Source organism: Streptomyces sp. NPDC088252, assembly GCF_044740965.1.
GTDB lineage: Bacteria > Actinomycetota > Actinomycetes > Streptomycetales > Streptomycetaceae > Streptomyces.
Map to the genome: position 1 here is coordinate 315,056 of NZ_JBIURS010000006.1, position 18,796 is coordinate 333,851.

The 18,796-nt window shown below is 72.2% G+C and carries 18 protein-coding genes and 2 tRNA genes; 14 read left to right on the top strand and 6 right to left on the bottom strand.

Going from position 1 to position 18,796, the window contains the following annotated elements; translation table 11 throughout:
• Window positions 1-31 precede the first annotated feature (31 nt).
• Window positions 32-643 (top strand): sigma-70 family RNA polymerase sigma factor, encoded by a 612-nt coding sequence (locus tag ACIOHC_RS15370; protein WP_351074256.1) that lies wholly within the window; start codon window positions 32-34, stop codon window positions 641-643.
• Entirely contained in the window at window positions 634-1,137 is a 504-nt protein-coding gene (locus tag ACIOHC_RS15375) for a GNAT family N-acetyltransferase (RefSeq protein ID WP_351074257.1), read from the top strand. Before ACIOHC_RS15370 ends, ACIOHC_RS15375 begins: the two co-directional genes overlap by 10 nt.
• A gap of 85 nt (window positions 1,138-1,222) precedes the next feature.
• Here ACIOHC_RS15375 and ACIOHC_RS15380 read toward each other — a convergent pair whose 3' ends face one another.
• Window positions 1,223-1,660 carry a hypothetical protein gene (locus ACIOHC_RS15380; RefSeq protein WP_351074258.1) on the bottom strand — a complete coding sequence of 146 codons (438 nt, stop codon included), beginning with the start codon at window positions 1,658-1,660 and terminating at the stop codon, window positions 1,223-1,225.
• A 2-nt stretch (window positions 1,661-1,662) separates the two neighbouring features.
• Window positions 1,663-2,022: a hypothetical protein gene (locus ACIOHC_RS15385; protein WP_401842951.1), complete on the bottom strand. Its 360-nt coding sequence runs from the start codon at window positions 2,020-2,022 to the stop codon at window positions 1,663-1,665.
• A gap of 149 nt (window positions 2,023-2,171) precedes the next feature.
• Between ACIOHC_RS15385 and ACIOHC_RS15390 the strand changes: the two genes are divergently transcribed.
• From ACIOHC_RS15390 to ACIOHC_RS15430, 9 genes are all read left to right on the top strand, one after another.
• A complete protein-coding gene (locus ACIOHC_RS15390) occupies window positions 2,172-2,819 on the top strand; it encodes an HAD family hydrolase (RefSeq protein WP_389636812.1) in 648 nt (215 codons plus the stop codon).
• A gap of 389 nt (window positions 2,820-3,208) precedes the next feature.
• Complete coding sequence (locus ACIOHC_RS15395) at window positions 3,209-4,270, top strand: ATP-binding cassette domain-containing protein (protein WP_351074261.1); 1,062 nt, start codon at window positions 3,209-3,211, stop codon at window positions 4,268-4,270.
• Window positions 4,267-4,935 (top strand): methionine ABC transporter permease, encoded by a 669-nt coding sequence (locus ACIOHC_RS15400; RefSeq protein WP_351074262.1) that lies wholly within the window; start codon window positions 4,267-4,269, stop codon window positions 4,933-4,935. Before ACIOHC_RS15395 ends, ACIOHC_RS15400 begins: the two co-directional genes overlap by 4 nt.
• A 69-nt stretch (window positions 4,936-5,004) precedes the next feature.
• Window positions 5,005-5,868 (top strand): MetQ/NlpA family ABC transporter substrate-binding protein, encoded by an 864-nt coding sequence (locus tag ACIOHC_RS15405; protein ID WP_351074263.1) that lies wholly within the window; start codon window positions 5,005-5,007, stop codon window positions 5,866-5,868.
• A gap of 101 nt (window positions 5,869-5,969) precedes the next feature.
• Complete coding sequence (locus ACIOHC_RS15410; protein WP_351074264.1) at window positions 5,970-6,647, top strand: GNAT family N-acetyltransferase; 678 nt, start codon at window positions 5,970-5,972, stop codon at window positions 6,645-6,647.
• A 106-nt stretch (window positions 6,648-6,753) separates the two neighbouring features.
• Window positions 6,754-7,992: a precorrin-6y C5,15-methyltransferase (decarboxylating) subunit CbiE gene (gene cbiE, locus ACIOHC_RS15415; protein ID WP_365690413.1), complete on the top strand. Its 1,239-nt coding sequence runs from the start codon at window positions 6,754-6,756 to the stop codon at window positions 7,990-7,992.
• Between the two features lie 333 nt (window positions 7,993-8,325).
• A complete protein-coding gene (gene cobT / locus ACIOHC_RS15420) occupies window positions 8,326-11,763 on the top strand; it encodes a nicotinate-nucleotide--dimethylbenzimidazole phosphoribosyltransferase (RefSeq protein ID WP_401842952.1) in 3,438 nt (1,145 codons plus the stop codon).
• A gap of 242 nt (window positions 11,764-12,005) precedes the next feature.
• Complete coding sequence (cobA, locus tag ACIOHC_RS15425) at window positions 12,006-13,268, top strand: uroporphyrinogen-III C-methyltransferase (RefSeq protein ID WP_365690410.1); 1,263 nt, start codon at window positions 12,006-12,008, stop codon at window positions 13,266-13,268.
• 99 nt (window positions 13,269-13,367) lie between these two features.
• Entirely contained in the window at window positions 13,368-14,186 is an 819-nt protein-coding gene (locus ACIOHC_RS15430; protein ID WP_351074268.1) for an RNA methyltransferase, read from the top strand.
• Between the two features lie 16 nt (window positions 14,187-14,202).
• Here ACIOHC_RS15430 and ACIOHC_RS15435 read toward each other — a convergent pair whose 3' ends face one another.
• Window positions 14,203-15,567: a serine/threonine-protein kinase gene (locus tag ACIOHC_RS15435; RefSeq protein WP_401842955.1), complete on the bottom strand. Its 1,365-nt coding sequence runs from the start codon at window positions 15,565-15,567 to the stop codon at window positions 14,203-14,205.
• Between the two features lie 301 nt (window positions 15,568-15,868).
• Window positions 15,869-16,135 carry a hypothetical protein gene (locus ACIOHC_RS15440; RefSeq protein WP_401842956.1) on the bottom strand — a complete coding sequence of 89 codons (267 nt, stop codon included), beginning with the start codon at window positions 16,133-16,135 and terminating at the stop codon, window positions 15,869-15,871.
• 367 nt (window positions 16,136-16,502) lie between these two features.
• Between ACIOHC_RS15440 and ACIOHC_RS15445 the strand changes: the two genes are divergently transcribed.
• The 3 genes from ACIOHC_RS15445 (at window position 16,503) to ACIOHC_RS15455 (ending at window position 18,447) form a co-directional block, all read left to right on the top strand.
• Entirely contained in the window at window positions 16,503-16,712 is a 210-nt protein-coding gene (locus ACIOHC_RS15445) for a hypothetical protein (RefSeq protein WP_351074270.1), read from the top strand.
• A gap of 365 nt (window positions 16,713-17,077) precedes the next feature.
• The gene (locus ACIOHC_RS15450; RefSeq protein ID WP_351074271.1) at window positions 17,078-18,094 is read left to right on the top strand and encodes an aminoglycoside phosphotransferase family protein; all 1,017 of its coding nucleotides are present in this window, start codon (window positions 17,078-17,080) and stop codon (window positions 18,092-18,094) included.
• A 68-nt stretch (window positions 18,095-18,162) separates the two neighbouring features.
• The gene (locus ACIOHC_RS15455; RefSeq protein ID WP_351074272.1) at window positions 18,163-18,447 is read left to right on the top strand and encodes a zf-TFIIB domain-containing protein; all 285 of its coding nucleotides are present in this window, start codon (window positions 18,163-18,165) and stop codon (window positions 18,445-18,447) included.
• Window positions 18,448-18,619: 172 nt separating this feature from the next.
• On the opposite strand, the gene ACIOHC_RS15460 is transcribed toward ACIOHC_RS15455, so the two are convergent.
• Together ACIOHC_RS15460 and ACIOHC_RS15465 are read right to left on the bottom strand one after the other, a co-directional pair.
• Window positions 18,620-18,694: transfer RNA gene (locus tag ACIOHC_RS15460), tRNA-Val, on the bottom strand.
• A 23-nt stretch (window positions 18,695-18,717) separates the two neighbouring features.
• Window positions 18,718-18,789, bottom strand: a tRNA-Val gene (locus ACIOHC_RS15465).
• Window positions 18,790-18,796: the final 7 nt, after the last annotated feature.

An 18,796-nucleotide genomic window follows, 5' to 3' on the forward strand; every position in this document is an offset into this window, starting at 1 on the left:
CGGCCGTCGGCGCGGGCGCGTCGGCCCGGGCATGACGCTTCTCGATCTCGCCCCCGCGGACACCGCCGCCTCCGCGACCATCGTCCGTACCCTGTATCCACTGGTGAGCGCCGAGGCCACGGCCGAGGCGGCCGCCTCGGCGACAGGTGCGGCGATCGAACCCGCCGATCTCGAACAGGCCGTCTGGCTGCGGCTGCTGGAGCGGCTCGCCCGGGGCGGGCCGCCGGTGGACACGGCACGCTGGGTACGGAACGCCGTACGGGCGGAGGCCCGCCGGGCCCGCCGTACCGCCCGGCACGAACGCCCCTACCGTGACGAGACGTCCGCGGATCCGGCCGGCTGCCCCGAGCGGATCGCCGTCGGAGCCGACGAACGCCGGGCGCTGCGTGCCGCGGTGGACCGGCTGCCCGGACGGTGCGCCCGGCTGCTGTCGGCGATGCTCGCCCCCGGTGATCCCACGTACCGGGAAATCGCAGGGAAGTTGGGTATGTCACAGGGCAGCTTGGGCCCGATCCGTTCCCGATGCCTTGGATGTCTGCGCAGAATGCTCGCGGCGGAGGTTGTCGCTCCTGAACCACGGGGAAAGGAGCGTGAGAGACAACCGGTGGATCAGGTGGGTGGAGGCATGCGCAGATGGGCATGAGCGTGATCATCTCGGCGGCGACGGCACGGGACGCCGAAGAGGTCTTGAAACTTCAGTACCTCTGCTTCCAGAGCGAGGCCGAGCTGTACGGGAACTACCGCATCGACCCGTTGGTCCAGAGCCTCGATTCGCTGCGCGCCGAGATCGCCACGCAACTGGTGTTCGTGGCGCGACTGGGCGACGAAGTGGTCGGTTCGGTCCGTGGCTCCACCGATCAGGACGGCACCGGGCAGATCGGCAGGCTCTGCGTTCATCCGAGGCTCCAGGGGCACGGTCTCGGTGCCAGGCTGCTGCGGGCCGCCGAGTCGGGGCTCGCCGACGAGCGGTCGGCCACCCGCTTCCGGCTGCAGACCGGGCATCGCAGCGAGAGCAATCTGCGGCTCTACCGGCGGGCGGGTTATGCCCAGGTGGGCAACGAGACCGGTCGGGACGGCGTCCGGATGATCCTGCTGGAGAAGGACGCGACGGCGCCCGACTACGTGGCCAGCGCGTGAAACGGGCCCGCCCGGCGAACGGGGGCGCGACCGCGGGCCGGCCCCGGCCGACGGTCGATCTCACCGAAGGCCCGTCGGGCGGGAGTCACGCCTTCTTCGCGCTGCGCAGCCACATCATCCCGGTGATCGGCAGGATCACCGGGATGAACAGGTAGCCCATGCCGAAGTCGGACCAGACGGTGGCGTCCGCGAACGCCGACGGCTCCACCATCGTCCAGGTCCCCACGACCAGCACGCCCAGGAGCTCGGCGGCGCAGCACACCAGCGCGGACCTGCGCGCCTTCTCACCGCCGCGCACCAGCGAGTACGTGATGAATCCGTACACGAGAGCGGCGACGGCCGACAGCACATAGGCGAGCGGCGCCCGGCCGAAGTCCAGGATCATCTGGACGATCGAGCGCGAGGCGGCGGCGACGGTGAACACCCCGTAGAACCAGACCAGTACCCGGCCGGGGCCGGCCCCGAGGTCGAAGGGCCGCTTCTCGCCGGTGGCTGCCGCGGGGGCGCGATCGGTGTCGGTCACGGTCAGTTTCCCCAGATGTCGTAGAGCCGTACTTCGAGGACGGCCAGCACGACCGCACCCGCCGCCACCGTCACCGAACCCCACCGGGTCCGCTCGGTGAGCGACAGGAAACCGGCCGCCGGCACGGCGAGGAAGGCCCCGATCAGATACGCGATGAAGATCGTCATGCCCTGGTCGGGCCGCGCGCCCCCGGACAGCCGCACGATGCCCACCACCAGCTGGGCCAGCGCCAGCAGCGACACCACGGCCATGGCGAGGAAGTGCCAGTCCTTGGTCGGCTGATCCCGGTACGCGGCGAATCCGCACCACGCGGCGAGGGCGAGCGCTGTCACGGCGACCGCGACCGTCAGGGCGTCAAGCATGAGGCGAGGGTATTACGGACCAAAGCGCCCTCTGCGTGCGCCCCCGTCCCCGGGGGGACATGGAGCGCGGGCGAGGCTCCGGTGTGGTGACCGGAAGGGGGGCACCGGCCCGGCAGATCCCTCCGGCCGCACCAGTAGTGTCGATGCACATGAAGATCCACGCCCAGGCCCTGCTGTTCGACAACGACGGAACGCTGCTCTCCTCGATCGAGTCGGTGTACCGCTGCTGGACCCGATGGGCCAAGGAGTACGGGATCACGGCGGAGGACTTCGAGGGTCTCGAACTGCACGGCCGGACGGCCGGCGAGATCGTCGCCGAACTGCTCCCGGTGGACCGGGTCGAGGAGGCCCTGGCGCGTATCGAACAGCTGGAGGTCGAGGACGCCCCCGGTGGAGTCGTGATCCTGCCCGGTACCAAGGAACTGCTCGGTGCGCTGCCGGCGCACCGCTGGGCCGTCGTCACCTCCGCCACCCGGTCGCTCGGTCGGGCACGGCTGCGCGAAGTGGGCGTCGACGTCCCCCTGATGATCGCCGCCGAGGACGTCACCCGGGGCAAGCCGGATCCCGAGCCCTACCTGCTGGCCGCCGAGCGCCTCGGCGTCGATCCGGCCCGTTGCGTGGTCTTCGAGGACGCCCCGGCCGGACTGCGGGCCGGAAGGGCGGCGGGCATGACGACCGTGGCCTTGGCCACAACGCACGACCGCTCCGAACTGGTCGCAGATGTGGTCGTCGATGACCTCTCCGCCATATCGGTGCAGGTCACAGCCCAGGGAGTGGAAATCGGGACGATCGGCTGAGCCGGCTCGCAGCACCATCCACGACTGTCCGCTATTCGGACAGGCGGATCGGGCGGAACGTTACGTCTGTTTTACTTGGGGCATGACCACGATGAGCAGCCGCACCCTTGCGACCGAGGCGATCACGACGCCCGGTGCTCGTTGTATGTGTCGAATGCGCACCTTCTGAGGGCCCCCGCCCGCTCCTCGCGCCCCGAAGCGAGACCGAGCCCGAGCCGTCCGCACCCAGCGGAACGAGCCTGCCCGAGCGCCGCTGCCCCGGCCACATGCCGCGTCCAGCCGTGCCGGGATCCCGCTCGGAACGTCCGATCGCCCAGAGCGGTCTCATCGGCCGAATGCCCCGTGCCCGGCGGACACCGCGCCGCGCACTCGACAGTGACGGAAACCCTGTGATCACCACTACGGGCCTCACGAAGGTCTACCAGTCGCACGGCCGTGAGGTCACCGCCCTCGACGGCGTCGACCTGCACGTCCGCGAGGGCGAGGTGTACGGCGTCATCGGACAGAGCGGCGCCGGAAAATCCTCCCTCATCCGCTGCGTCAACCTCCTGGAACGCCCCACCTCGGGCACCGTGACCGTGGCCGGCCAGGACCTCACCGCCCTCGCCGGACGGGGCCGCCGGGCCGGCAAGGAGCTGCGCGAGGCGCGCAGCCGCATCGGCATGGTCTTCCAGCACTTCAACCTGCTGGACTCCCGCAGCGTCCAGCACAACATCGAACTCCCGCTGGAGATCCTCGGCGTCTCCGGCAGGGACCGGGCCCGCAAGGCCCTCGAACTCCTCGACCTGGTCGGACTCGCCGACAAGGCCAAGTCCTACCCGGGTCAACTCTCCGGCGGTCAGAAGCAGCGCGTCGGCATCGCCCGCGCCCTGGCCGGAGATCCCAAGGTGCTGCTCTCCGACGAGGCGACCTCCGCCCTCGACCCCGAGACCACCCGCTCCATCCTCCAGCTGCTGCGCGACCTCAACCAGCAGCTCGGCCTGACCGTCCTGCTCATCACGCACGAGATGGACGTCGTCAAGACGATCTGCGACTCCGCCGCGCTGATGCGGAAGGGACGCGTCATCGAGTCGGGCACCGTCGGCGAGCTTCTCGCCACCCCGGGCTCCGAACTGGCCCACGAGCTGTTCCCCGTCGGCGGTACGCCCTCCGGCCCCGACCGCACGGTCGTCGACGTCACCTTCCACGGCGAGGCCGCCACTCAGCCGGTGATCTCGCAGCTCTCCCGTACGTACAACATCGACATCTCGATCCTGGGCGCCGCGATGGACACCGTCGGCGGCAAGCAGATCGGCCGGATGCGCATCGAACTGCCCGGCCGTTTCGAGGAGAACGTCGTTCCCATCGGCTTCCTGCGCGAGCAGGGCCTGCAGGCCGAGGTCGTGGAGCACGACGCCGCCGGCATCCCCGTACAGACCCCCGTCCCGCTCACCAAGGAGGTGGCGAAGTGACCTGGTCCGACATGCAGCCGCTGCTCACCCAGGGGACCATCGACACCCTCTACATGGTGCTCTGGTCCGCCGTCGTCACCGTCCTCGTGGGGCTGCCGCTCGGTGTTCTGCTGGTCCTCACCGACAAGGGCGGACTGCTCCGGAACGCCCCGGTGAACAAGGTCATCGGCGTGATCGTGAACATCGGCCGATCGCTGCCGTTCATCATCCTGCTGATCGCCCTGATCCCCTTCACCACCTGGGTCGTCGGCACCTTCATCGGTCCCACGGCGATGATCGTGCCGCTGGCCGTCGGCGCCATCCCGTTCTTCGCGCGGCTCGTCGAGACCGCCGTCCGCGAGGTGGACCACGGACTCGTCGAGGCCGTCCAGTCGATGGGCGGATCCATCCCGACGATCGTCCGCAAGGTACTGCTGCCGCAGGCGCTGCCCTCGCTCGTCTCCGGCGTCACCACGACCGTCATCGTGCTCATCGGCTACTCCGCGATGGCCGGCGCGGTCGGCGGTGAAGGGCTCGGCTCCAAGGCCGTCACCTACGGATACCAGCGCTTCGACAACCGGTTCATGCTCGTCACCGTCGTGCTGCTGATCGTCATCGTCACCGTGATCCAGCTGATCGGCGACGCAGCCGTACGGCTGCTGGCCCGCCGGGGCCGCACCACCTGAGACCTTCGCTCCGCCCGAGCCCGCACTCCTTGTCCGGGCGCACCACCACCACCGAAAGAGGCACTTTTCGTGCGCAAGAACATCAAGATCACAGCAGCTGCCGCCGCGACCGCCGCCCTGGCCTTCGGCCTCACCGCCTGCGGCACGTCGTCCGACCCGGCCTCCAAGAGCGACACCGGCGCCAAGGCCGACACCTCCAAGGCGCTCGTCGTCGCGGCGTCCCCGACGCCGCACGCCGACATCCTGAACTTCGTCAAGAAGAACCTGGCGGCGAAGGCGGGCCTCAAGCTGGAGGTCAAGGAGTTCACGGACTACGTCCTGCCGAACACGGCCACCGAGACCGGCCAGGTAGACGCCAACTTCTTCCAGCACCAGCCCTACCTCGACGACTTCAACAAGAAGAACAACACCCACCTCGTCTCCGTCGGCACGGTCCACCTGGAGCCCCTCGGCCTCTACTCCAAGAAGCTCAAGGCCGTCGGCGACATCAAGTCCGGCCAGACCATCGCGGTGCCCAACGACACCACCAACGAGGGCCGCGCCCTCCAGCTGCTCGCGGAGAAGGGGCTGATCACCCTCAAGGCCGGTGTCGGCACCGACGCCAAGCTCAGCGACATCACGGACAAGAAGGGCCTGCAGTTCAAGGAGCTGGAGGCCGCGACCGTGCCCCGCGCCCTGAACGACGTGGACGCCGCCGTCATCAACGGCAACTACGCCATCGAGGCCAAGCTCAAGCCCTCCAAGGACGCCCTGGCGCTGGAGAAGGCCGACGGCAACCCGTACGCCAACATCATCGCCGTGAAGCAGGGCAACGAGAAGGACGCCCGTGTCGAGAAGCTCGTGAAGCTCCTCCACTCCGACGAGGTCAAGAAGTTCATCGAGGACACCTACCAGGGCTCCGTCGTCCCGGCCTTCGGTACGGCCAAGTCCTGACACCCGCACGGCACTTGTCCGAAGAGCCCCGCGCACCCCACCAGGGGGCGCGGGGCTCCGCCGTACGGACCCGCCCATGCACGACACGGGTCCCATGTTGCATGCTGTGCCTTTACACGGTCTTCGGCATGGAGCTGCGCATGACTTCCACCTTTCCGGACATCTCCATCAGCACGGATCGGTTGGTGCTGCGCCCCTTCGACATGGCGGACGTGCCCGCGTACATCGAGATGATGAACGACGAGCTCGTCACCGCCTGGACCGAGGCCCCCCACCCCTACACCCAGGTCGACGCCGAACGCTGGGTCCGCAGGATCGCTCCCGCCCAGCGCACCACCGGTGACGGCATCGTGTTCGCCGTCACCGAGTTCCTCACCCAGCGGCTCGTCGGCTCGGTCCGGCTGCGCAACACCGACTGGCGCACCCTGGCCACCGAGGCCGCGTACATCACCGCCCCCTGGGCACGCGGAGAGGGGTACGCCACCGAGTCGGTCCTCGCGCTGGCCCAGTGGCTCTTCCGCGACCAGGGCTTCGAACGCATCGAACTGCGCACCGCCGCCGACAACACCGCCTCCCAGCAGGTCGCCCAGAAGCTCGGTTGCATCAGCGAGGGAGTCCTGCGCAACGCCCGCATAGCGCGCACCCGGACGGAGGACGGGGGCTGGACCGAGATCAGGACCGACCTGATCGTCTGGGGCCTGCTCCCCGAGGACCTGGAAGGGGTCGCCGAGCAGCTCGCCGACGCGGGCGGCTACGGCGCCTACAACGACTGGAACTGACCCCCCGAGGGGTCCCGACGCCGTACGGGTACGGACCGGGTACTCTCACCCTGCCCTCCCCTCACGGGCAACCCCACCTGCGACAACTCCAGGAGACTGACGACAGATGGCCGATCGGGTCACCGTGATCGGCTGGGACGGCTCGCCACTGACCGGAGCGGCCACGGCCGCCCTCTCGGCCGCCACGCTCGTCGCCGGAGCCGCCCACCACCTCGCGCTCCCCGAAATCCCGGCGCACGCCGAACGGATCCGCCTGGGCTCCATCGACCTCGCCGCCCGACGGATCGCCGGACACCGCGGCAGCGCCGTGGTCCTCGCCGACGGAGACCCCGGCTTCTTCGGCGTCGTACGCAACCTCCGCGCACCCGAGCACGGCCTCGAAGTCGAGGTGGTGCCCGCGGTGTCCTCCGTCGCCACCGCCTTCGCCCGCGCCGGAATGCCGTGGGAGGACGCCCAGGTCGTCGTCGCCCACCCCCGCACCCTGCGTCGCGCCGTCAACGTCTGCCGCGCCCACCACAAGGTCGCCGTCCTCACCTCGCCCGGCGCGGGCCCGGCCGAACTGGCCCTGCTCCTCGAAGGCGTCCACCGCACCTTCGTCATCTGCGAGGAACTCGGCACCGCACGCGAGCAGGTCAGCGTCGTCACCTCCGACAAGGCCGCCGACCACGTCTGGCGCGACCCGAACGTGGTCGTCGTCATCGGCGGTGGCCCCGAACCACAGGCCACCGGCGCCTGGATCGCCGGCCGCCATCCCGCCTACCCCCGTGGCGTACGTGGCTGGGCACTGCCCGCCCGGGCCTACCCGGGCGGCACCACGGACGCCGGGGACGAGAGCGGCGAGGGCGAGTCCCCGGGGCTGCGCGCCGCCCAACTGGCGCGCCTCGGCCCCCGTGTCGGCGACCTCGTGTGGGACATCGGCTCCGGCAGCGGGGCCCTGGCGGTGGAGGCCGCCCGCTTCGGGGCGGCGGTCCTGGCGGTCGACAGCGATCCGGCGGCGTGCGCCCGCACCGCGGCGGCGGCCCGCTCCTTCGGGGTCCAGCTCCAGGTCGTCGAGGGCCGGGCACCGCATGTGCTGGAGCGGCTGCCGGAGCCGGACGTCGTGCGGATCGGGGGCGGGGGAGTCCCCGTCGTCACCGCCGTCACCGAACGTCGGCCGGAGCGCATCGTGACCCATGCGTCGACGCGCGACGAGGCGGAGGCCCTCGGCGCGGCACTTTCCGGGAACGGATACACCGTCCGGTGCTCGCTCCTCCAGTCCGTCGAACTCGACACGGCCGCATGGTCGGAGCGTGAACGCTCGGTCGTCTTCCTGCTCTCCGCGCTCCGTTCCGACCTCGCCCCGTGACCCGGTCGGAGTACAGCGCGAGGTAGGCTGGCCGATCGTTGCACCGCGGCTGGACGTTCGTCGCTTCGTTCGTCAATGTCCGGAAAAGGGGACCGTTTTGGCCCCCGTTGTGGTACGGCAGAACCGGGGGACGCGCGACGTGGCGCAGTCCACAACGGGCCGTGGCGAAATGAGCTGCCGCGGCGGCGAACGGCCGCGAGAATGCAGTACGTCCGCGACCGTTTCGTGCCGCGCGGCGCGCCCGCTCGTTCTTGTTGACGAGCGCCGGCGTGCCGTGGTCGGGCGTCCCGGGCGAAGGGCCGAAGGAGCACTGACGATGGGCGAGGGGTACGCATGAGTGACACCGGCCAGATCCCGGTTGAGGGACTGCCGGAGAACGCAGGCATGGTGGAGCAGCCGGGCATCGCCGCCCCGGATGCCTACGCCTACCTCGCTCCCTCCGAGCAGGTGTCCGAGGACGACGATCTCCTGCTGATGCCGAGCCCCCAGGGAGCCTGGAGCGACCCGCAGGCGGTACCGGCCCCCGGCCAGTACCCCGAGGGCGCTCCCGCCCAGGCACCGCTCCCCGAACAGGGCGCCCATCAGGTCCGGCCCCCGGCGCAGGCTGCCCACTTCCAGCCGGTCGGCGAGGCTCCCGCGCAGCCACAGGGACCCGTGCAGGTTCAGGTCCAGGAACCGGTTCAGGTACAGGTCGCGGACGCGTACGCCGCGCAGCAGGTGGTGGCGGAGTCCCTGCCCGGGACAGGTCAGGGAACGCACGAGTCCGGCGGCCGCGACTCCGGTTCGGTCGACCTGAGGGGCGTACGCATCCCGTCGCCCACCGCGGCTCCCGCCCCGGCGGCGCAGACCCAGGCCCCGGCGCGTCGACCGCTGCACCGCGGCCCGGTCGCGGCCGACGGCGGGCCGTCCTACGGCGGGGCGCCGACCGGCGGTGTCGTCCGTTCGCTCGCCGACCGGGGACCCGCGGGCGCGCCCCAGGCGCAGGCCCAGCCCCAGGCCCCCGCGCGGCAAGCCGGCCCGGCCACGAGCGGACCCGAGTACTTCGGGACGCTGGGCGACGAGGCAGCCGTACTGCCCGGCCCGCAGCTCGGTGAGATCCTGCCGCAGGGCGGGAGCCCCTGGGGGGCCCCGGCGCCGGAGCCGGTCGTCGCCCCGGTCGAGGCGGGACCGCCCACCCCGGGACCGCCCACCCCGGGACCGCCCACCCCGGAACCGGCCACCCCGGAACCGGTCGCCGCTGAGCCGGCCGCCCCGGAACCGGCCGCCGCCGAGCCGGCTGTCGAGCCGGCCCCCGTGGCGCAGCCCGTTCAGGCCGCTCCGGCCGTGGCGCCGGAGGCCGTGAGCGCTCCGTCGTCGGCCGATGAGGCGGCGTCCGTCGTGGAGCCCCCGGCCGAGAGCCCGGTCGACGTTCCGGTGGGGGACACCGCCGGAACGGAGGCCGAGGCCTCCGTCGAGGCGCCCGTGGCAGCGGTGGCAGCGGTGGTGGCCGAGGCGCCGACCGAGGCCGAGGCCGTGACGCCCGTCGAAGCCGCTGCCGCCGCGCTGACGGACGGCGCGTCGCAAGAGGTCGCGCAAGCCGCTCCCACCGGCCGGTTCGAGCCCGTGGAGGGTTCGGTGCCGACGGCCCCGCACCCGGCTCCGACGCCCGCGGTGGAGCAGGCCGTGGAAGCAGAGCCCGAGCCCGAGCGCGTGCCGATCGTCATGGAGCCCGTCCAGCCCGCCGCACCCGAGGCCGTCGCACCCGTCGAAGCCTCCGAGCCGATTCCCGCGCCCGCGCCCGTCCCCGTCCCCGTCCCGGAGGCTGAGCTTCCGGTAGTCGCCGAGCCGGCAGCCGAACCCGGCCCCGAGGTCATCGAGACCCCGGACGTCACGGCCCCCGTCGGTGACGCGGAGTCCGCGCAGGCCGCCCAGGTGGACTCCGTGCAGCCCGAGGCACACCCCGACCCCCGGCCCGAGCCCCGGCCCGAGCCCCGGCCCGGTGCCGAGGAAGCGGAGGCCCCCGAGGGGGCCGGGTCCGAGGAGACCACGGCCCCCGCCCCGCCGCCCGCCCCCGGCTACGACGACGCCGAACGCGAGGCGGTGCTGCGGGTCATGCGCGAGCGCCGCGACATCCGCAACGGCTTCCGCAGCGACCCGATCCCGCACGAGGTCCTGCTCCGCGTCCTCGAAGCCGCCCACACGGCACCCAGTGTCGGCCACTCGCAGCCCTGGGACTTCGTCGTCATCCGCTCGGCGGAGACCCGCCGCTCCATGCACGAACTGGCGCAGCGCCAACGTGACGCCTACGCCAAGTCGCTGCCCAAGGGCCGGGCCAAGCAGTTCAAGGAACTGAAGATCGAGGCCATCCTCGACACCCCGGTCAACATCGTCGTCACCGCCGACCCCACCCGCGGCGGCCGCCACACCCTCGGCCGGCACACCCAGCCGCAGATGGCCCCGTACTCCTCGGCGCTCGCCGTCGAGAACCTCTGGCTCGCCGCCCGCGCGGAGGGACTCGGCGTCGGCTGGGTCAGCTTCTTCGACGAGCGCGAGATGGTCCGCGCCCTCGGCCTGCCCGAGCACCTCGAAGTCGTCGCGTACCTGTGTGTCGGCTACGTCGACGAATTCCCCGAGGAGCCCGAGCTGATGCAGGCGGGATGGTCCAAGCGCCGTCCGCTGTCCTGGGTCGTCCACGAGGAGACGTACGGCCGCCGGGCCCTGCCCGGGGAGGAGCCGCACGACCTGCTGCAGGAGACCATCTCCAACATCCGCCCGCTGGACGCCAAGGCACTCGGTGAGGCGTGGGAGCGCCAGAAGCGGATGACCAAGCCCGCCGGCGCACTCGGCATGCTGGAGATCATCTCCGCGCAGCTGTCGGGTCTGTCCCGGCTGTGCCCGCCGCCGATCCCGGAGCCCGCTGCCGTCGCGATCTTCGCGGGTGACCACGGCGTGCACGCCCAGGGCGTCACCGCCTGGCCGCAGGAGGTCACCGGCCAGATGGTCGCCAACTTCCTCGGCGGCGGCGCGGTCTGCAACGCGTTCGCGGCCCAGGTGGGCGCCGAGGTGTGCGTGGTGGACGTCGGCGTGGCCATGGAACTGCCCGCGACGCCCGGTCTCCTTCCCCGCAAGGTGCGCGCCGGGACGGCCGACTTCACGACCGGTCCGGCGCTCACCCGCGAAGAGGTCCTCGCGGCCGTCGAGGTCGGGATCGAGACCGCCCGCGATCTGGTCGCGGCAGGCAACAAGGGCCTGCTCACCGGTGAGATGGGCATCGCCAACACCACCGCGTCGGCCGCACTCATCTGCGTGTACACGGGCCTGGACCCGGCCGAGGTCACCGGTCGCGGTACCGGCATCAACGACGAGATGCACGCCCGCAAGGTCGATGTGGTCCGCCGGGCCCTCGAACTCCACCAGCCCGACCCGGCCGATCCGATCGGGGTTCTGGCAACGGTCGGCGGCCTCGAACACGCGGCGATGGCCGGCTTCCTGCTGGGCGGTGCCTCGCTCCGCACCCCCGTCATCCTCGACGGCGTGAGCGCGGGCGCCGCGGCCCTGGTCGCGCGAGCCATCGCCCCCGAGGCCCTCGCCGCCTGCATCGCGGGCCACCGCAGCGCCGAGCCCGGCCATGTCGCCGCGCTCAACAAGCTGGGCCTGCGCCCGCTGGTCGACCTCGACCTCCGGCTCGGCGAAGGCACGGGAGCGCTGCTGGCACTGCCGATCGTGCAGAGCGCGGCGCGGGCGATGCACGAGGTGGCGACGTTCGACTCGGCGGGCGTCACGGAGAAGTAGCGGGGTCGCGAACAAGCTCCGACGGGGTTCGGGGCGCGGGGTGCGGCCGTGGTCCCGGTCGGGGGCGGTGGCGGGCAGGGCAACAGGCGGGCACGCCACCGCCCCTCCCCGCTCGGCCACACGCCCCCACCACCTGCGCACGCCACCCCGTATCGTGGATCCAGCCCCACGAACCCGCACGTCACAGCCGCTCCACCGCCGCAGCGGCCCGCACCCCGCACCTCACGAGGAGCCGCACCGCCATGGCCGAGCACGCAGATCACGTCGATCACCCTGCGTACCCCGTCGGACTGCGTCTCAGCGGCCGCCGAGTCGTCGTGGTCGGCGGTGGCCAGGTCGCCCAGCGCCGCCTCCCCGCGCTCATCGCGGCGGGCGCCGACATCGTCCTCGTATCGCCGACCGCGACCCCGTCCGTCGAGGCGATGGCCGACGCCGGCGAGATCCGCTGGGAACGCCGACCGTACGCCGAAGGCGACCTGGCCCACACGTGGTACGCACTCATCGCGTCAGACGACACCGCGGCGAACGACGCCGCCTCCGCCGAGGCCGAGCGCACCCGCACCTGGTGCGTCCGCAGCGACAACGCCGATGCCGCCACCGCCCTCACCCCGGCCACCGGCCGCAGTGAGGGCATGACCGTCGCCGTCCTCACCACCGACACCCACGGCCGCGACCCGCGCCACAGCGCCGCGGTCCGCGACGCCATCGTCGAGGGCCTGCGCGACGGGACCCTCGCCGCACCCCACCACCGCACCCGGACCCCCGGTGTCGCCCTGGTCGGCGGTGGGCCCGGTGACCCCGACCTGATCACGGTGCGCGGGCGCCGCCTCCTCGCCGAGGCCGACGTCGTCATCGCCGACCGCCTCGGCCCGCGCGACCTGCTCGACGAACTCCCGCCGCACGTCGAGGTGATCGACGCGGCGAAGATCCCGTACGGCCGCTACATGGCCCAGGAGGCGATCAACCAGGCGCTCATCGAGCACGCCAAGGCGGGCAAGGCCGTCGTGCGGCTCAAGGGCGGCGACCCGTTCGTCTTCGGCCGCGGCATGGAGGAGGCCCGGGCGCTCGCCGCGGAGGGCATCGCCTGCACCGTCGTCCCCGGCATCTCCAGCTCGATCTCCGTGCCGGGCGCGGCCGGAATCCCCGTCACCCACCGTGGTGTGGCCCATGAGTTCACCGTGGTGAGCGGCCATGTGGCCCCCGACGACGACCGCTCGCTGGTCGACTGGCCCTCCCTCGCCAAGCTGCGCGGCACCCTCGTGCTCCTGATGGCCGTCGACAAGATCGGTGCCATCGCCCGTACCCTCATCGCCCACGGCAAGGCCCCCGGGACCCCGGTCGCCCTGGTCCAGGAGGGCACCACGGCGGCCCAGCGCAGGGTCGACGCCACGCTGGCGACCGTCGCCGAACGGGCCGCGGCCGAAGACGTGCGTCCCCCGGCCGTCATCGTCATCGGCGACGTCGTCGCGGTCGGCACGAGCGCCGCGACGGTGCCCGCCGAATAGCCGGCACGAGCGCTTTCCCCATCCCGACGAGTAACCAGCGGTAACAGATCTTCCTCCCAGCCGTTGGCACCACACACCGGACAAGGCAGTATCAAACCCGTGGCTGATCTCATCACCGTCGACGATCCCGACGACCCCCGCCTGAGCGACTACACCGGACTGACCGACGTCGAACTCCGACGCAGGAGAGAGCCCGCCGAGGGCCTCTTCATCGCCGAGGGCGAGAAGGTGATCAGACGCGCCAGGCACGCCGGCTACGAGATGCGGTCGATGCTGCTCTCGGCGAAGTGGATCGATCTGATGCGCGACGTCATCGACGAGGTCCCGGCCCCGGTGTACGCGGTCAGCCCCGAACTCGCCGAACGCGTCACCGGCTACCACGTCCACCGCGGTGCCCTCGCCTCGATGCAGCGCAAGCCGCTGCCGACCGCCGACGAACTGCTGGCGACGACCCGCCGGGTGGTCGTCATGGAGGCCGTCAACGACCACACCAACATCGGGGCGATCTTCCGCAGCGCCGCCGCTCTCGGCATGGACGCCGTGCTGCTCTCCCCGGACTGCGCGGATCCGCTCTACCGGCGCTCCGTGAAGGTCTCGATGGGCGCGGTCTTCTCCGTGCCCTACGCCCGTCTCGACACCTGGCCCAAGGCTCTGGAGACGGTACGGGAAGCGGGCTTCGAGCTTCTCGCGCTGACCCCGGACGAAAAGGCCAGCAGCATCGACGAGGCGGCACCGCACCGGATGGACAAGGTGGCGCTGATGCTCGGTGCCGAGGGCGACGGGCTGTCCACGCAGGCCCTGGTCGCCGCCGACGAATGGGTCCGCATCCCGATGGCGCACGGCGTCGACTCACTGAACGTGGGAGCGGCCGCCGCGGTCGCGTTCTACGCCGTGGCATCGGGCCGCCCGCAGAGCTGACCGCGGAGCCGGCCGGCTACTGCACCCGCAGGCTCCGCGCCGTCTCGCTCCGGTCCTGTGTCTGTGTCTGCGTCTGCGACTGTGGCTGCTTCACGGGCTGCGTCCGGCCCGTGCCCAGACCGCGGGCCGGGCCCTGGCAGCCCTGTGCCGCCGCGATGCCGAGCGCCACCAGCAGCGTCACCACGACGAAGACGACGAGCCGCTGTCGCAGCAGCCGCGGATTCGCCGGACGACGCCCCGTCGAGGTCTTGCGTGCCCCGGGCCGCGTTCCCGGGCGGCCGTTCGTCCCGTTCGTGCCCTGCGGGCGCCTGCCGGACCGCGTGGTGCTGCGCGGGGGCCGGTACGTGTGATGCGGCGCGGGGCGTGAACCCCCGGTACGGGGCGACCCCGCCCGCGACGACGTGGCCTGCCGGCCGCTCTGAGGCTGCTTCTGCTGACGGGGCGCCGGGGGAGCCGTGCGCCGGGTGTGCTGCTCGGTGTACGGGCCGTCGAGACGGCCGGTCGGCCGGTCCAGCTCCTGTGCCGAACGCTGGACGGGCGGGCGCCTCTCGTGCAGTCCCTGCGCCTCCCTCGCCGCGATCTCCTTGAGCCGCATGGAGAGTTGAAGCGTGCTCGGCCGCTCCTCGGGATCCTTGGCCAGGCAGGCGCTCACCAGCGGCGCGAGCGCGTCGTGCACGTCGTACAACTGCGGCTCCTCGTGCACCACTCGGTACAGCATCACCTCGGAACTGCCGTGCCCGAAAGGTGAGTCGGCCATCGCCGCGTAGGCCAGCGTGGCACCGAGCGAGAACACGTCCGTCGCGGGCGTCACCGCCGCGCCGCGCACCTGCTCGGGAGCGAGGAATCCGGGCGAACCCACTGCCGTACCGACATGGGTGAGCGTCGAGGCGCCGGTCGCCCAGGCGATCCCGAAGTCGATGATCCTGGGGCCCTTGGGGGAGAGGAGGATGTTCGACGGCTTGAGGTCGCGGTGGACGACACCGGCCTCGTGCACCGCCACCAGGCCCTCGGAGAGCGCCGCCCCGATCGAGGCCACCTCGGCCGCCGACAGCGGACCCTCCTCGGCCACCTTGTCGTGCAACGACGGCCCCGGGACGTACTGCGTGGCGAACCACGGGCGGTCCGCCTCCAGGTCCGCGGCCACCAGACGTGCCGTGCAGCCGCCGCGGATCCGCCGCGCGGCGGACACCTCGCGCGCGAACCGCGAGCGGAACTCCTGGTCCTCCGCCAGATCCGGCCGGATCACCTTCAGCGCCACCCGCTGGCCCCGGCGGTCGGAACCGAGATAGACGACACCCATGCCGCCCGCCCCGAGCCGCCGGTGGAGCCTGAACGAGCCGACGACACGCGGGTCCTCGCGCCGGAGCCGCATCATCGCCATGTCTGCCCATCCCCGCTGCCTGGTACGCCTGACGAGGCACAGCTTACGTACCCGGCGCCCGGGGCGCTCAGAGGCCGCGCCCTCGCCCGCCGACCGATTGTCGCTGCGCGGCCCGGTCCATGACGGGGAGTCGGGGCGGACCCCTCCCCGAGACGCCGTGGCGGCCGGTCCCAAAGCGGTTGCGGGGGCAGGAGGTTGGCCGCTCGCATGCGCTCGGCCCGGCGGGCGTGCGACCTCGCAGATCGCCGCTGCGCAGCCGCGGCCGGGGGCGGGGAGGCGGGGGGCGGGCGAGTGAGTGAAGTCACGGCGGCCCGCGGCTCCGCGGGAACACGGTCGTCCCCCCCGGCGTCAGCGCCTCGCGAAACGGCGGACAGGCGGCTACCGGTGTCCGCAGATGCCGTGTGGTCCGGCTGCCCAGAGCCTCCTGCAGCAGCCTGTTCTCGCCGATGCCCGCCTCGCCCTCCCCCGGCACCGCAGCGGGCGTCCGGACGAGCGCGGCGGTCACCCGCTCCAGTTCCGGACCACGACCGATCAGACGGGGAGTGCTGACATCAGAAATCGGGTGCATGTCCTCCGTTGCGACCTGCCGCCGTATCCGTCCGCCCTCCTGATCCCCGATCTGGCGGCCCCAGTCCCTGCTCGGCGCATTCTCACGCGAGGCGCCTCTCGGTGCCGGAGGCCGAATACATCGGCGGTTGCCGGGTGGAAGGCGGCGGGCTCCCCCTCCGGGAAGACCCCGGTACGAGGCGGCCGATCTCCACCCAGGGGAGTACGTCGACTACCCACGGCTCATCCTCCGGGAGGCCCGGCAATCGGTACGCGGGCATGACGTCGTACGTCTCCCGCTTCCCTAATGTTGAGGTCAAGCGGCGGGCGCAGCACTCGTCCCCCGAGGTCACACGCCCGCCGCCCCACATCGAGTCAGGAGAGGAACCATGGCGGACACGGCAACGCGGACCATGATCCGCACGCGGGGACGCAGGTTCCAGGCGTCGTTCGGCAATCGCCCGTCGTCCGGAACGCGGCACCCGCTGGTGGCGACGGCGATGGTTCTTCCTCTGGCGGCCCTGCTCGTAGTCGTCTTCGGCGGCTGGGACGCAGTGGTCACACAGGCGTCGTCCGTGGGCGTGATGCTGGGGCGCTGAGCGGCGCCCCGGGTCCGGAAGAGCGGTCCGGACCGGGACATCCGGCCAACAACCCCGTGGGGACGGGGGTGCGGCGGACGGCAGCGTTTGTCCGGTCAGCTGGGGAGCTGACCGGACATCGCGCTGTCCGGGGCTCTTTTCACGGCAACTCGACGTCCCCGCCGCCCATGGATTCCACACCGCCCAGGGTGTGCGTGGCGCCCGCGCTGTCCGCGCCGTCCAGGGACCACGTGGTGTCCACGGCTTTCGCTCCGCCTCGTTCGCTCCTCGGCGGACCCGTCGCGAATCGAGCCGCCCGTACTCTCGTGGAGGCCCGACACGGAAGCCGGGCCGCAGCCCACACCTGTTCGCCACCGGGGGAGACCGTGACCACCGCAGTCGTACGCGCGCTCGGCGCCCTCGCCCATCGGGCCGCCCACGGACGCCCCGAGCACCCCTGCGACTGCCCGCCCCCGGCGGTGCTCGCCGACCGCGCGGACGGCACCGTGGTCCGCAGCGGAGCCGTCGTCGCCAAGGCCCATGCCCCCGACGCGGACAGCGCCGACCTGCCGGCCCGCCTCGCCCTCGCGAACGACCCGCTCCTCGCCGGCATCCTGCTCGCCCCGCTGCCGTCGTCCACCCCACCGGCCGGTCCGGTGGGGCCGTCCGCCGCACCCGCCGGACCACCCGCGCGTTCCACCGCCCTCCACGGCCGCGCCGTCACCCTGTGGCCCCATGGCGAGCCGGTCGACCCCGGCGACCCCGACGCCGCCCCCTGGCAGGAGGCCGCCGTGTTGCTGGCCGGGCTGCACCGGACCCCGCCCCCGCCCTCCCTCGCTCTCCCGCCCATGCGTGGCCCCGCCAAGGCCGCGCTCGCCGTCGCCCGCATGCGCGCCGCCCGGCCCGGCGACCCGGCCACCGCTCCCGTGCTCGAAGCCTGGCACCGACTGCCCCCCTGGGCCCGGGGCGAAGCCGACACGCCCCCGCACCGCTCGCGCTTCCTCTGCCACGGTGATTTCCACCTCGGGCAGCTCGTCCGTCACCCCGCGCCACGCGGCCCCTGGCTGCTCATCGACGTCGACGACGCCGGCCTCGGCGATCCCGCCTGGGACCTCGCCCGCCCCGCCGCCTGGTACGCGGCCGGGCTGCTGCCCCCCGACGTCTGGCTCCGCTTCCTGGACTCCTACCGGGCGGCGGGCGGACCCGCCGTGCGCGCCGACGGCGACGTCTGGCCCGAACTGGACGCACCCGCCCGGACCCTGACCATTCAGACCGCGGCGCTGGCATTCGCCAGGTCCGCGGCGGAGGGGCGAGCTCCGGATGGGGTGGAGCGGACGATGATCGATGCCTGTGCCCGAATCGCCGCTCTCCCGCCCGAGTTGGCCCCGGAGCACTCGTCGTAGGCTGAACCGACCGTCGGCGGGCACGCATTCCGGCGACGGCGAACCGACGGCGAGGAGTGAGCCGAACCATGCAGTGTCCCAAGTGCCACGCGCAGATGCACACGTACAACCGCAACGGCATACAGATCGAACAGTGCAGCGGCTGCCGGGGGATCTTCCTCGACTACGGCGAGCTGGAGACCCTGACCCGCATCGAGGCGCAGTGGACCCAGCAGGCCCCGCCTCCGCCGCCCGCCCCGCAGGCGTACCCGGCCGCCCCGGCTCCGGCCTGGGGTGCCCCGCAGCACCATGGCGGCCACCACGGCGGTCACTACCGGCACAAGAGCTTCGGCCACATGCTCTTCTCGTCCTGACCGGCCCGACACCGGTGAAGGCCTGAGCGCGGGTCCGGAAACCGTTGAGCGCCCGATCTCGGGCCCGGCCGCCGTGCGTCCGGGCCCGCGAAGCGTTCCGTCGCCCAGCTGCTCACCGGTACGGGCCGCGGAACGACGAAGCCCCGGTCGTCGAGACGACCGGGGCTTCTGCTGGTGCGCGATACTGGGATTGAACCAGTGACCTCTTCCGTGTCAGGGAAGCGCTCTCCCGCTGAGCTAATCGCGCAGGGTGAACCTGCGTGTACTGCGTGCGCGATACTGGGATTGAACCAGTGACCTCTTCCGTGTCAGGGAAGCGCTCTCCCGCTGAGCTAATCGCGCGGGGGAT

What these genes read in the sequence shown, in the direction of transcription:
- ACIOHC_RS15375 (WP_351074257.1), top strand. Translation starts at nt 634, where the DNA reads ATGGGCATGAGCGTGATCATCTCGGCGGCGACGGCACGGGACGCCGAA.
- ACIOHC_RS15435 (WP_401842955.1), bottom strand. Translation starts at nt 15,567, where the DNA reads ATGGCGATGATGCGGCTCCGGCGCGAGGACCCGCGTGTCGTCGGCTCG.
- ACIOHC_RS15410 (WP_351074264.1), top strand. Translation starts at nt 5,970, where the DNA reads ATGCTGTGCCTTTACACGGTCTTCGGCATGGAGCTGCGCATGACTTCC.
- ACIOHC_RS15390 (WP_389636812.1), top strand. Translation starts at nt 2,172, where the DNA reads ATGAAGATCCACGCCCAGGCCCTGCTGTTCGACAACGACGGAACGCTG.
- cobA (WP_365690410.1), top strand. Translation starts at nt 12,006, where the DNA reads ATGGCCGAGCACGCAGATCACGTCGATCACCCTGCGTACCCCGTCGGA.
- ACIOHC_RS15370 (WP_351074256.1), top strand. Translation starts at nt 32, where the DNA reads ATGACGCTTCTCGATCTCGCCCCCGCGGACACCGCCGCCTCCGCGACC.
- ACIOHC_RS15455 (WP_351074272.1), top strand. Translation starts at nt 18,163, where the DNA reads ATGCAGTGTCCCAAGTGCCACGCGCAGATGCACACGTACAACCGCAAC.
- ACIOHC_RS15385 (WP_401842951.1), bottom strand. Translation starts at nt 2,022, where the DNA reads ATGCTTGACGCCCTGACGGTCGCGGTCGCCGTGACAGCGCTCGCCCTC.
- cbiE (WP_365690413.1), top strand. Translation starts at nt 6,754, where the DNA reads ATGGCCGATCGGGTCACCGTGATCGGCTGGGACGGCTCGCCACTGACC.
- cobT (WP_401842952.1), top strand. Translation starts at nt 8,326, where the DNA reads ATGAGTGACACCGGCCAGATCCCGGTTGAGGGACTGCCGGAGAACGCA.
- ACIOHC_RS15440 (WP_401842956.1), bottom strand. Translation starts at nt 16,135, where the DNA reads ATGCACCCGATTTCTGATGTCAGCACTCCCCGTCTGATCGGTCGTGGT.
- ACIOHC_RS15445 (WP_351074270.1), top strand. Translation starts at nt 16,503, where the DNA reads ATGGCGGACACGGCAACGCGGACCATGATCCGCACGCGGGGACGCAGG.